This window comes from Halalkalibacter alkaliphilus (genome assembly GCF_023555415.1).
Taxonomy (GTDB): domain Bacteria; phylum Bacillota; class Bacilli; order Bacillales; family Bacillaceae_D; genus Halalkalibacter; species Halalkalibacter alkaliphilus.
This window is the reverse complement of the sequence record NZ_JAKRYL010000006.1, coordinates 65,580-78,643: the sequence shown is the minus strand read 5'-3', so window position 1 is coordinate 78,643 and position 13,064 is coordinate 65,580. Positions and strand designations below refer to the sequence as shown.

Sequence of the window (13,064 nt, the reverse complement as noted above, 5' to 3'; positions counted from 1 at the left end):
TTCTTTCCGTGCGTCTCGAAGCAGAGTATAGCCACCCGCTATTTGGTTTGCTTTACTCGTTCTGGTAAGTAAGGCGTTTATTAATGAAAGGGGGGAAAACAGATGGAACTATTTGGAACTTTACTTCCACTAATTTTAATGTTTGCGATTTTTTACTTCTTACTAATTCGTCCTCAGCAAAAGAAGCAAAAGGCTATTCGTGAAATGCATAGTGCACTTCAACGTGGTGATAAAATTATCACAATCGGAGGCCTTCATGGAACAATTGATGCTGTTGATGAAGACACGATCGTTATTCTTGTTAATGATAATCGTAAGCTTACGTTCGACCGTGCAGCTATTCGTGAAGTCGTTAACCCAGATTGATATAGTACATAAGAAAGCGCAGCGATTAGATCGCTGCGCTTTCTTTTTTTAAAATAGTTTGGTTATTTGTGACTGCTTAAATTGACACCTATAATTCCTCCGATAGCTGCTGCTAATATATAACCAGCATGGTACATGTACTGTTCACTTGTAAAGGTGTTATTGTAGCCTAAATATTGAATGAAGAAAGTTAACAAGGAAAATAAAAGAGCTGTACATGCGCCCGCAATCCAGCCTTTTTCTTTTGCTTTCGCCCCTGAGATTGTCCCTCCTAAAAACATAGTAACAAATGCAACCCCTGTGATTAACCACTGAACTGAATGTTCAGTAAGAGATGTAAAAGATAACACAATTGAGACAACCAAACTAAATGATAAAGCAATGACCAAAATAGTTGACAGCCCGAACAAAATTGCTGGAAAAAAACCTCGATACGTCAATGGAAACTCTCCTTTCAATGATGAAATACAACTACTGTTTAATACAGCTTATTCAGGCTTGTATAGAATAGACGCAAAATTTGCTTGTCTTAGAAAAAGGACATGTTTTTTGTGGGCTTGTCATAGGATGGTAGAAATGCGAGGGAGAGGAGTACAATCATGGGGGTAACCTTAGCTTTAATTATTTTTCTTTGCAGTTACTTCTTCATTATCACAGAAAAACTAAATCGAGCTGTCATTGCCTGCTTCGGTGGTGTACTCATGCTTGTATTTGGTGTGTATGAAATAAATGCTGCATTTTTGCACCATATAGATTGGCATACGATTACGCTTCTGTTGGCAATGATGATCTTAGTATCCATAACAAGTCAGAGTGGCTTTTTTGAGTATGTAGCAGTGTCTTTAGCTAAGTGGGTAGATGGTCGGCCGGTTCCACTGCTTATTGTAATCTCATCTTTAACTGCATTTGGGTCGGCTTTTTTAAATAATGTGACAACCGTTTTATTAATTGTTCCAATAATATTTACATTAACTTCATTATTAAAGCTTCCCGCAGTCCCCTTTCTATTGTCATTGGTTATGGCATCAAACATTGGAGGGACGGCAACATTAATTGGAGATCCTCCAAACCTGATGATTGGGCAGGCAGTTGATCATTTAACATTTAATGACTTTCTAATTCATTTAAGCCCAGTCGTTCTCATTATTTTTATAATCGTTATGGGAGGTCTAGTTTTACTATATCGTAAGCAATTAGTTGTTACAAAAGAGGATCAAGCGAAATTATACGCGATTAACCCAACTACATACATTAAGGATCGGAAGCTTCTTATGAAATCGGTCTCCGTATTAACATTAACTACAATAGCCTTTATTTTTCAGCCTTTTATTCATGTTGAGTTAACAAGCATTGCAATGGTTGGAGCCCTTTTGTTAATGTTAATTACGCATGAAGAGCAAGATATGGAAGAAGTCTTTCGTTCAGTGGAGTGGGTAACGCTCTTTTTCTTTATAGGATTGTTTATGCTTGTTGGTGGTTTAAAGGAAGTAGGAATTATTGATGAAATTGCAAAATCAATTATTTACTATACGGAAGGTGACCTGCCTAAGACCGCTCTATTTATCCTCTGGGGCTCAGGGATTTTATCTGGATTTGTTGATAATATCCCTTTTGTTGCTGCGATGATTCCTGTCATTCTTGAGTTTCAAGAATATGGTATGAACAATTTAGATCCTTTATGGTGGGCCCTTGCTTTAGGTGCATGTTTAGGCGGGAACGCAACGATTATCGGCGCCACAGCCAACGTGATCGTTGCTGGTATGGCGGCAAAAGCGAAACATCCGTTCAGTTATTTAGAATTCTTAAAAGTGGGATTACCAATAGCCATAATCTCGTTTATTATTTCAACCGTTTATCTCTACTTCAGATACCTCGTTAACTTCATGTAGAAATACCAAAAGCTACAAATCATGTGTCTTTCCTCCCTTGGTCATACTAAGCTTTAGATATGTTAGAACGCAAGGGAGGATATCTGATGGATTATATGACAATCATGCTGCGTACAATATTCATCTACTTCATTATTCTCTTTGTGCTTCGGTTTATGGGGAAACGTGAGATTGGACAGTTATCTGTTTTGGATTTTGTTGTATCAATAATGATAGCAGAGTTAGCTGTTGTATCGATAGAAAATATAGAAGTACCAATGATGTATTCCATTATCCCCATTGTTATTCTTTCCACGATTCAAATTATCTTGGCCCTTGTTTCGCTGAAAAACAATGATTTACGTAAATTAATTGATGGTAAGCCTTCTGTTCTAATTAATGAAGGAAAAATAGATGAAGGGGAAATGAGAAAGCAAAGGTATAACTTTGATGACCTTTTAGTACAACTAAGGCAAAATAAAATTAGTAAATTATCTGATGTTGAATTTGCTATTTTAGAACCATCAGGGAAGCTGTCTGTGATTGAAAAGCAGGAAGACCCAGCTGATGGATATGCTCCAAGGCTGCCATTGCCGCTTATTTTAGATGGGAAGATACAGAATGAACATTTAGAACAAATTAATCAGACGCAATTATGGTTACGGCAGCAAATGAGGAAGCTAGGGTATCGTGATATTAAAAAAATATCCTATTGCGCGTTAAAAGATCGTGACACATTTTTTGTTGATGTAAAAGATGAAAAATAACCAAGCAATGGTCCTATAGAAAAGGATTTAGCTTGGTTTTTTAGCTTCAAAAAGGTCAAAAAACGGGCCTTTTTAAAAATTTGCAATGGCAAGCTCGGTGCGCGCCTGTATGTTCATAGGCGCAAAGCAAGTTTGCATCTATGAACATGCAGGCTTGAAAAGATTACAACGGCTTAGCTCATTGCTTCAGGGGGGGCTCAAAAGGTCAAAATACAGACCTTTTGAGCCCCCCTTATTGTGTTCTTTGAATGATTGAGGCTAGCTTTTTACCTATGATGGGAACTCGTAAAGCTTCCTCCTCTTTAATTAACCCAAGAAGAACCATGAACATGCAGTAGATTACACTAGTAAGGCTTATTGCGAGCAATGTCTGCCAAAGCTGAGATAAAGAAGTAAATGCATACTTAGAAAAAAGAAATCCTATACACGTAGAAGCAACAATAAGAATAATCGATTTAACAACCATTTTAGTTTCAATTGTAAAACTTATTGTTTTGGCTACTGATGCAAAGTGTAACAAAGTGACTAAAACGAATCCGATGACAACAGCAAGGGCCGCACCCATGATTCCTAATTCCGGCCTTGATGCAAGAACAAAGATAGCAGCCATTTTAATGACGGCTCCAAACAAACTATTCATCATCGCAGCTTTAGCTAGGTCTAATGCCTGTAAAGTAGCTTGAAGAGGTCCTTGGAAATATAAAAAGATACTAAAAGGAGCCATTAATTTTAAATACGTAGCGACTGTTGGGGCCCCATACATTAAGCTCATAATTGGTTCGGCATAAACGTATAAAACAACAGCAGAAATGCCTCCTGATAAGAGTGCAAGGCGTAATGCTTGGTTTAACCTGTGATGAATTGTTTTGTAATGCTTTTTCGCTGCTGCTTCACTTATAGCTGGTACTAAAGAAACAGAGAGGGAATACGTAATAAATGTTGGCAGCATGAGTACTGGAATGACAAATCCAGCGAGTTCCCCGTACTGCCTTGTGGCCATTACTGTAGCGACTCCAGCCAATGCCAAGCTTTGGGCGACAATAATAGGTTCAAAAAATAAAGAAATGGAACCAATTAGGCGACTTCCAGTTGCCGGCAATGAAATAGCCATTAAATCTCTAAATGTTTGTTTCCCCTCTTTTGCATAAGTGAAGAAGTTCCGTCGAACATGAAATCGCTTGTTCCTCTTGAACATAAAAATCATGTAAATTAAGGAAGCGAGTTCCCCAATTACAACGGAGGCCATGGCACCAGCTGCTGCATATTCTACACCCATTGGTAAGAATGCACTTGTCATTACGGCAACTAGCGTAATTCTAACTACTTGTTCAATGACTTGAGAATAGGCAGTAGGTTTCATATTTTGACGACCTTGAAAGTAGCCACGCATGACTGAAGAAAGTGCTACAATAGGGACGATTGGTGCAATGGCAATTAAAGGATAATAGGCTCTTGCATCAGTTAGTAAGGTGTTTGCTACAAATGGGGCAAAAGCAATCATTGCAATGGTAAAAATAATGCTAAGTATTGATGTAATGGTCAGGGAGACTACCAAGATCTTTCTTATTCTTTGCCTATCTTGTTTAGCCTCGGCTTCTGCAACTAGTTTTGAAATGGCAACGGGCAGTCCTAATTGAGTTAAAGTGATGACTAACAGCAATGTAGGGACTGCCATCTGATAAAGGCCTACTCCCTCAGCCCCCATAATTCTTGCAACGACAATTTTATTCACAAAGCCTAGGAATCTTGTAATAAGACCGGCGATGATTAAAATCAATGCTCCTTTAAGAAATGTTTGCTTCGTCATGAATAGTCCCTACCTTCATAAAAAAATGATGGATATTTCGCGTTATTATTTATATGCTTAGTAGTGGGGCAAGCATGACAAGTAGTTATTTTATTAATACAACGTTAGAGAGGACGGATATAGTGAAAGAGGCAATTGAACAGTTTGTTTTTGATCATTTTGGTTTTTTACCCCCTGAATTAATTGTTGTGTTAATTTCTGCATTGCCTATTTTAGAGCTGCGAGGGGGAATACCCGTAGCACACCAGCTTGGTTTATCGTATTGGGAGGCTTTATTCTATGGAATTGGTGGAAACTTGTTACCGATCATACCAATCTTGCTATTATTTCAGCCGGTAAGTAAGTGGTTTCTTAGATTCAAAGCGTATAAGAAGTTTTATGATTGGCTTTACAACAGAACAATGAAAAAAAGCGACAAAGTAGAGAAGTTTGGGGCTATTGGTCTCATTTTGTTTACGGCTGTACCATTACCTACTACAGGTGCGTATTCAGCTAGTCTTGCAGCCATCCTATTTTTCATTCCATTCCGGTTTGCTTTTTTTGCTATAGCTACAGGAGTCGTTATCGCTGGATTTGGAATAGCAAGTATTATGTATTCAGTCTTTTAAAGGGGGAGAGAATTAATGGAGAAACAACAATTTGAAGTATGGCGTAGTGATGTTGAGCCAGCTTTAGTAAGTAAGGTCGATGAATTTCATTTTCTTGGCTATGATCGAGCTACGAAAGACGATGTATGGGAATGTGTCCTCTATCAGTTAAGAAAGAAGAAAGAATTTATTCACATTAATAGTTTTGTTAGTGAACTACTTACACTAAAGCCACAAACGTATATGACGTGGCTAACGGTCAATGCATACAAAGATCCTACCGATTGGTTTAGAGAAATGGAAGCTGCCGAAGGGGAAAGTATTTAAATTGGTAAAGGTTCAAGCGCGAGTCATAGATAATGGTTTATCCCAATAGGTCTCATTTGGACCATTTGGGATAAACCCGAAGCATGTGCGGAGTCTGTACATATATAAGCCTTGAGAGGAGTAGGTTACACACTCGTGGCAAGTGTCGAACGGAGCTGTTTTATCATCTCTATTGATGGGCTTTTGAGATCGCATTTTAACGAGGTGTGTTTTCAGTTATTTGTAGTATACATAGCATAAATTGACAGAGATTTTCTATAAAAGCTATAATGGGACTATTGTGTCTATGAAAGGTTGAGATGGACAAGTAGTCTGTTTCATGAAGGAGGCAGAAAAGCAGTATGGTGAAAAAAGGAAGGATTTTCGCTTTTTTCCTTATTGTCGCAATTCTCGCAGGTTTGATTAGTACGACTGTGATGGGGATAGCGAAGGAAATTAAGCTAGGTCTTGACCTCCAAGGTGGGTTTGAAATACTTTATGAAGTAAAACCGGCTCACGAGGGTGACGTTATTGATAATGAAGCATTGCGTGCAACGGTCAGTGCTTTAAATCAACGAGTTAATGTACTAGGGGTTTCTGAACCGAATATTCGAATAGAAGGAGACGATCGTATTCGAGTTCAACTTGCAGGAGTAGCCGACCAAGCTACAGCAAGAGAATTACTCGCAACGGAAGCAAGTTTAACGATACGTGATGTACATGATGAGGTATTAGTAGATGGAGCCGATTTGCGCCAGAATGGGGCCAGCTCTTCATTTCATCCTGATACTAATGATCCAATTGTGACTTTGACTTTAGATGATGCTCGTCAAATGGAGCAAATCTCTAGGGAGATGCTATCAAGGCCACCAGCGGAAAATTTACTCGTAATGTGGCTTGATTTTGAAGAGGGTATAGATTCTTACGCCGAAGAAGCTTTAAAAGAGGATCCGAAGTATCTTTCTGCAGCTACAGTTCGAGAAATTATATATTCGAATACAGCGACTATCAGTGGAAGTTTTACACTTGAAGAAACACAATTTTTGGCAGAAGTATTAAATGCAGGAGCCCTTCCAGTCCAGCTTGAAGAAATGTACTCTAACTCTGTAGGTGCATCGTTAGGGGAGCAAGCGATGCAAAAAACGGTGTATGCTGGGTTTATTGGAGTCGCGCTTATCTTCGCCTATATGTTGTTTTATTACAGGTTCATGGGAATCATCGCTGTTGTCACACTCAGCACCTATATTTACCTTGTGTTGCTTGTGTTTAATTGGATGAATGCAGTTTTAACATTGCCTGGGATCGCTGCATTAATTCTCGGGGTAGGGATGGCAGTAGATGCAAATATCATTACCTATGAACGAATTAAAGAAGAGATCAGGTCTGGTAAATCGATCATGTCGGCCTTTAGGGCAGGAAGTCGAAGATCGCTTTCAACGATTCTAGATGCCAACATTACAACAATCTTAGCAGCTGCTGTACTATTCTCATATGGGACAAGCTCTGTACAAGGTTTCGCTGTTATGTTGATTGTCAGTATTTTAACGAGCTTTATTACGGCTGTGTATGGGTCAAGACTTCTTCTTGGTTTATGGGTAAACAGTCGAGCGCTTAATAAGAAACCTCGTTTGTTCGGTGTGAAGGAAGGTGAAATTAGTGAGCTTTAATTTCCAAAATCGTGAGATAGACTTCGTTAAGCATCGAAAAAAGTTTTTCGCCTTTTCAGGATTATTTACGTTACTTGGTATTGTTTTGCTGCTTACACTAGGGCTGAATTTAGGAATTGATTTTGAAAGTGGCTCACGAGTTGACTTGTTATCGACAGAGCCGATAACGCAAGAAGAGGTCATGGAGGAGTTTGCACAAATTGGGTTTATACCAGATGATGTTCAGCTTGGCGGGGATCAAAATGAAATGGCAAGTGTTGGGTTTATCGGTGTTTTGTCTCCTGAAGAAATAAATGAAATTCAAGCGTATTTTGCCAATGCTTACGGACATGAGCCGAGTGTTAGTACTGTTGATCCAATCATTGGTGCAGAACTTGCGCGTAATGCATTAATATCTGTTTTGATTGCCTCAGTTGGGATTATTATTTATGTAACCATTCGATTTGAATTGCTATATGGAATTGCAGCAATTGTGGCATTACTACATGATGCATTTTTTATTATTGCGGTGTTTAGTTTGTTACAAATTGAAGTAAATGTTCCGTTTATTGCAGCTGTATTAACGATCGTTGGTTATTCAATTAATGATACGATTGTAACGTTTGACCGTATTAGAGAGAACACGAAGCTTGCTAAGCGAGTGAAAGACTTTGAGGATTTAGCTTCAATTGTGAACAAAAGTTTAGTTCAGACATTAGCACGTTCGATTAATACGGTATTAACTGTCGTATTTGCAGCTACGGCGATTTTTATTTTTGGTGGGGAGGCTATCCGCTCCTTTGCTTTTGCTTTGCTTATAGGACTTGTAGCCGGAACATACTCTTCGATGTTCCTTGCCTCACAGTTATGGCTGATTTGGAAGGCGAAGCAATTAAAAAAGAAAAAGTTCGATTCTCACAAGCAACAGCCTGAGGGAGAGCCAACAGTATAAATCATAGATTGCTTTAAGGGCACTGAAAAGGAAAGACCATTCTTTTTCAGTGCCCTCTTTCTGGCCTTTAAGACACCATTTTTTCGCAAAATGATTGTCAATTCTCTTAAAGGTGAATGATGCTACCTATTGATGGTAAAATAAGTACAGGTTTTTCGAACATACTGTTTGAAATATGAACAAGATAAAGTGGGTGTTGATGTGTCCGAAGCAGATATACGTTATCGAAAAGTTAGGTTTGCAGCGTGGGTTGGAATAATTGGCAATATTGTCTTAGCGATTATTAAGGCAGTCGTTGGTATTATGGCAAATAGTCGTGCATTAGTCGCAGACGCAGTTCACTCAGCTTCGGATGTTGTCGGTTCAGTCGTTGTTTTAATAGGCGTTCGTGCTGCAAAATTGCCACCAGATCGTGATCATCCGTATGGACATGGTAAAGCGGAGTCGGTTGCAGCTATCATTGTAGCAGTATTGCTTTTTATTGTGGGCTTTGAAATAGCACTTGGTGCATTTCAATCGTTTTTTGAACCCGTTGAAGTTCCGGGGGTCATAGCGATATATGCTGTTATTTTTTCCATTGTTGTGAAAGAACTTATGTTTCGGTATAAGTACCAATTGGGTAAGAAGTATAAAAGTGAGGCGTTAATGACCGATGCGTGGCATCATCGTTCGGATGTGTTCTCTTCGTTTGCGGCATTAATCGGGATAGGTGCAGCCATTCTTGGCGGGCATTTAAATATACCTTGGCTAGTGTACGGGGATTCCGTAGCGAGTGCATTTGTAGCTGTTTTAATTGGGAAAATGGCTTGGACACTTGGGAAACAGTCAATTCATAATGCGCTTGATCATGTCTTGCATGAAGAAGATACGGTTGACATGAGAAAGGCTGCAGCAAGTGTGGAAGGTGTTTTAAATATTGATGAATTTTTAGCTCGGGAACATGGACATTACGTTATCATCGATATTAAGGTGGCTGTTAACCCATCTATTTCAGTTGAAGAAGGGCATACGATTGGAAAGCGAGTAAAAGAGCGCCTCTTAGAAGAGAAGAACGTTCATGATGTTCTTGTCCATATTAACCCTTACAGAGAAAGAAAAAAAGAGGGAGAGGAGTTGGATGAATGAGGGGACAGTGGAGTCTAATACTCGGAATAATAGCAGCTGTTATTATTGCTATCTTTGCTGTTATCAATGTTGATTCAGTACGAGTCAACTATATGTTTGGAACAGCTGAGTGGCCACTTATCTTAGTTATTTTAGGGTCTGTTTTAATGGGTGCTATCATTGTTGGTGCAGTTGGAATGGTAAGGATCTATCAATTACAAGCTGAAATTAAACGGTTGAAACATAACCAAGAAAGTAGTAATTCAGATGCAGAACTAGTTAAAAAAGGGAAAAGAAACCCTTCTGACCAAAGCGGCAATCAGAATCGTCAAAAGGAAATATACCAGTCTAAGGAAAAGAGTGATTGAACGTTGTAACCCCTTGAATGCTCCTGTATAATGAGACATTCAAGGGGTGTTTATATGTTAAAACCGAAAGCTAGATGGAAAATAAAAGAACAAGCATCCAGTCAAGTAGATCAATTAGTCAATGAATTAAACATAGCTCCACTAGTGGCGAGTTTACTTTTGAATCGAGGATTTGAAACAGTAGAGGCTGCTAGACGTTTTTTAAATAAAGAAGAGATGGCCTATCATGATCCGTTTTTGTTAGATGATATGGACCGTGCCGTAACAAGAATTCGCGCAGCAGTTGAGGCAAATGAGCGAATTCTTATTTTTGGTGACTACGATGCCGATGGAGTAAGCAGTACGGCCTTGATGTACAAAGCCTTACAATCTATAGGAGCGCAAGTAGACTTTTATATACCGAATCGATTCACCGAGGGATATGGACCTAATGAACCGGCGATCAGGCAAGCAAAAGAAGATGGATACGGACTAATCGTAACGGTAGATACGGGGATTGCTGCAGTACATGTTGCAAACGTGGCAAAAGAGATTAACCTTGATTTCATTGTGACCGATCACCATGAAGCACCACCCGTTTTACCTGATGCGTATGCGATTATTAATCCTAAAAAACCGGGATGTCCATACCCATTTAAAGGGTTGGCGGGTGTAGGAGTTGCTTTAAAAGTTGCTCATGCATTATTAGGAAGGGTTCCAAGTGAGTGGCTGGATATAGCTGTGATAGGTACAGTTGCCGATTTGGTTCCTCTTGTTGATGAGAACCGTCTATTAGTAATGGAGGGCCTTCATGTTCTTCAGTCAACGAACAAACCAGGTTTAATTGCGCTAAAGAAAAAATGTGGTATAGATTCACAAGTCGTTCAAGCAGACCATGTTGGATTTGGAATTGGACCTCGAATTAATGCCGTAGGGCGACTTGATTCAGCTGATCCAGCGGTTCACTTGTTATTAGCTGAAACACAAGAGGAAGCTGAACATTTAGCGACGGAAATTGATTACTTAAATAAAGAGCGTCAAACAGTTGTTAAAGAGATCACAGAAGCGGCTGTTACTGTCGTTGAAGAGCAATATCCTCCTGACAAAAATGACGTATTGGTCATTGGTGGTGAAGGATGGAATGCAGGAGTCATCGGAATTGTTGCTTCCCGACTTGTTGAGCGTTATTATAGACCAACGATTGTATTAAGTATCGATCGGGAAAAGGGAGTTGCAAAAGGGTCTGCCAGAAGCATCGAAGGCTTTGATATGTTTGCAGAGCTTTCTAAAAGCAGGGATATTTTGCCTCATTTTGGTGGGCATCCAATGGCTGCAGGTTTGACAATGAACGTGGAGGATTTGGATTTATTACGTACTAGGCTTAACGAACAAGCAAAAGTAGTATTGACGGAAGAAGACTTTAAACCAGTAACATCAATTGATTTAGTCGCTACGGTAGATGAAATCTCCGTATCTGTCATTAAGCAATTAGATCAACTTGCTCCATTCGGTGTTTCTAATCCAACACCGAAAGTGCTACTACAAGACGTTCAATTAGATCAAATGAGAAAAATTGGAAGCGATTCAAACCATTTAAAAGTTGGATTCTCTGGGAATGGGGCAACATTAGATGGGATTGGTTTTCACCTAGGTTATTTATGTGATGAAATCACATCACATGCGAAAGTGTCAGCAGTTGGTACCCTATCGGTTAATGAGTGGAATGGGCACGTTAAGCCACAATTAATGATTGACGATATGGGTGTATCAGAATGGCAGTTATTTGATTGGAGAAGTATCCAAAAAACAAGGTTGGCTGATAGGCTTCTAACAATTCCTATTGAAAATCGCGTACTCATTACATTTAAAAAGGAAACACAGAGAATACTAGGTCTTGAGAATGAAACGATTATTTCATTAGATGATCAAGAAGACGTTGGTGATTTATCCAATCGCTATGTGGTGTTACTTGATATTCCAAATGAACGTGAACAATTGAAAACCTTGTTCCTTAATCATGGACAACCTAGTCGTATTTATACGGTCTTTTATCATGAAGATGATTCTTTCTTTACGACCAACCCGAATCGGGACCAATTTAAATGGTACTATGCATTTCTTTTAAAGAGAAAATCATTTAATATTAAAAAGCACAGCGAAGAATTAGCAAAATATAAAGGGTGGTCAAAAGAAACGATAACCTTTATGTCACAGGTATTTAGTGAGCTTGGTTTTGTTACAATAGACGATGGAATACTAAGTGTTACTGATAATCCTCAGAAGAAAGGATTAGAAGAATCTTCAACGTATCGAAAGAAACTAGAGCATGCGAAAATCGAAAATGATTTTGTCTACTCTTCCTACGTTGATTTAAAGCGGTGGTTCGCTCAAGTGCTAGAACAAACAATAGAGGAAACAAAAGTCAAGGAGACGGTGTAGAAAATGGATTTTAAAAAGTATATTCAAATTGTTGAGGACTATCCGAAAAAGGGCATTCGTTTTAAAGATATTACGACGTTAATGCAGGACGGGGCTGCATATAAAGCTGCGATTAACGAAATGACTGATTTTGCACGTGATAAGAATGTCGACGTAGTAGTTGGGCCTGAAGCTAGAGGGTTTGTAGTGGGTTGTCCGATTGCTTACGCATTAGAAGTTGGCTTTGTCCCAGTTAGAAAAGCAGGAAAGCTTCCACGCGAAGTCATTTCTGTTGACTACGGTTTAGAATATGGAAAAGACAGCTTAACGATTCATAAAGATGCGATTAAAAAAGGTCAGCGCGTACTTATTACGGATGACTTGTTAGCAACAGGAGGTACGATTGAAGCAACGATTGAGATGGTGGAACAGCTAGGTGGAGTAGTTGTTGGAATTGCCTTTATGATTGAGCTTGGTTATTTAGAAGGAAGAGATCGTTTAGAGAACTATGAGTTATTTTCATTAATGACGTATAATTAAACAAGACTTGGGCGGCTCAAACTTACTTGATGAAGAAAGAGAAATGATTGAATAAGGATGCCAATTTTACTTTTTAGAATCTCTGTTTATTTGAGTTGCCCTCTTATTATAAGGCTTTTTTCTAAATTTTGTTGTTTTTTATTATTTTCTCCTTTGCGGGTCCGTTACATTGCGCTGCAGTCACTTGCTTTCCGCGGGGTGTTGCCAAGCCTCCTCGACGTTCCGTCTGCGGGGTCTTGCCTTTTCCTCTATTCCCGCAGGAGTCAAGTGCCTTCCGCTCCATTCCACTTCGTTCTAACCGATTATCAAGAGCAACAATTTTTGTGAAAAGAGTCTTTTATAAAGGTTATTCAAAA

The 13,064-nt window shown here is 39.1% G+C and carries 13 protein-coding genes; 11 read left to right on the top strand and 2 right to left on the bottom strand.

Going from position 1 to position 13,064, the window contains the following annotated elements:
* The first annotated feature begins 102 nt into the window (after positions 1 to 102).
* Positions 103 to 366 (top strand): preprotein translocase subunit YajC, encoded by a 264-nt coding sequence (gene yajC / locus MF646_RS07430; protein WP_250095861.1) that lies wholly within the window; start codon positions 103 to 105, stop codon positions 364 to 366.
* A gap of 62 nt (positions 367 to 428) precedes the next feature.
* Here the strand turns inward: yajC and MF646_RS07425 are convergent, their stop codons facing one another.
* Positions 429 to 806, bottom strand: coding sequence for a TIGR04086 family membrane protein (locus MF646_RS07425; protein WP_250095860.1), 378 nt, complete (start codon positions 804 to 806; stop codon positions 429 to 431).
* A gap of 159 nt (positions 807 to 965) precedes the next feature.
* On the opposite strand from MF646_RS07425, the gene MF646_RS07420 reads away from it, so the two are divergent.
* Both MF646_RS07420 and MF646_RS07415 read left to right on the top strand, forming a co-directional pair.
* Entirely contained in the window at positions 966 to 2,255 is a 1,290-nt protein-coding gene (locus tag MF646_RS07420; RefSeq protein WP_250095859.1) for an ArsB/NhaD family transporter, read from the top strand.
* 86 nt (positions 2,256 to 2,341) lie between these two features.
* Entirely contained in the window at positions 2,342 to 3,001 is a 660-nt protein-coding gene (locus MF646_RS07415) for a DUF421 domain-containing protein (protein WP_250095858.1), read from the top strand.
* 232 nt (positions 3,002 to 3,233) lie between these two features.
* Here MF646_RS07415 and spoVB read toward each other — a convergent pair whose 3' ends face one another.
* Positions 3,234 to 4,808, bottom strand: coding sequence for a stage V sporulation protein B (spoVB, locus tag MF646_RS07410; RefSeq protein ID WP_250095857.1), 1,575 nt, complete (start codon positions 4,806 to 4,808; stop codon positions 3,234 to 3,236).
* Between the two features lie 74 nt (positions 4,809 to 4,882).
* On the opposite strand from spoVB, the gene MF646_RS07405 reads away from it, so the two are divergent.
* The 8 genes from MF646_RS07405 (at position 4,883) to MF646_RS07370 (ending at position 12,708) form a co-directional block, all read left to right on the top strand.
* Entirely contained in the window at positions 4,883 to 5,416 is a 534-nt protein-coding gene (locus MF646_RS07405; RefSeq protein ID WP_250095856.1) for a COG2426 family protein, read from the top strand.
* Positions 5,417 to 5,431: 15 nt separating this feature from the next.
* Positions 5,432 to 5,722 carry a post-transcriptional regulator gene (locus MF646_RS07400; RefSeq protein ID WP_250095855.1) on the top strand — a complete coding sequence of 97 codons (291 nt, stop codon included), beginning with the start codon at positions 5,432 to 5,434 and terminating at the stop codon, positions 5,720 to 5,722.
* A gap of 341 nt (positions 5,723 to 6,063) precedes the next feature.
* Positions 6,064 to 7,368 carry a protein translocase subunit SecD gene (gene secD, locus MF646_RS07395; RefSeq protein WP_250095854.1) on the top strand — a complete coding sequence of 435 codons (1,305 nt, stop codon included), beginning with the start codon at positions 6,064 to 6,066 and terminating at the stop codon, positions 7,366 to 7,368.
* Positions 7,358 to 8,299 (top strand): protein translocase subunit SecF, encoded by a 942-nt coding sequence (secF, locus tag MF646_RS07390; protein WP_250095853.1) that lies wholly within the window; start codon positions 7,358 to 7,360, stop codon positions 8,297 to 8,299. Before secD ends, secF begins: the two co-directional genes overlap by 11 nt.
* 201 nt (positions 8,300 to 8,500) lie before the next feature.
* On the top strand, positions 8,501 to 9,424 hold the full coding sequence (locus MF646_RS07385; protein ID WP_250095852.1) for a cation diffusion facilitator family transporter: 924 nt from the start codon (positions 8,501 to 8,503) through the stop codon (positions 9,422 to 9,424).
* Positions 9,421 to 9,771 (top strand): LapA family protein, encoded by a 351-nt coding sequence (locus tag MF646_RS07380; protein ID WP_250095851.1) that lies wholly within the window; start codon positions 9,421 to 9,423, stop codon positions 9,769 to 9,771. The genes MF646_RS07385 and MF646_RS07380 overlap by 4 nt, the downstream gene beginning before the upstream one ends.
* Positions 9,772 to 9,825: 54 nt before the next feature.
* Entirely contained in the window at positions 9,826 to 12,189 is a 2,364-nt protein-coding gene (gene recJ / locus MF646_RS07375; RefSeq protein WP_250095850.1) for a single-stranded-DNA-specific exonuclease RecJ, read from the top strand.
* 3 nt (positions 12,190 to 12,192) lie between these two features.
* Positions 12,193 to 12,708, top strand: a complete 516-nt coding sequence (locus tag MF646_RS07370) for an adenine phosphoribosyltransferase (RefSeq protein ID WP_250095849.1) — start codon at positions 12,193 to 12,195, stop codon at positions 12,706 to 12,708.
* Positions 12,709 to 13,064: the final 356 nt, after the last annotated feature.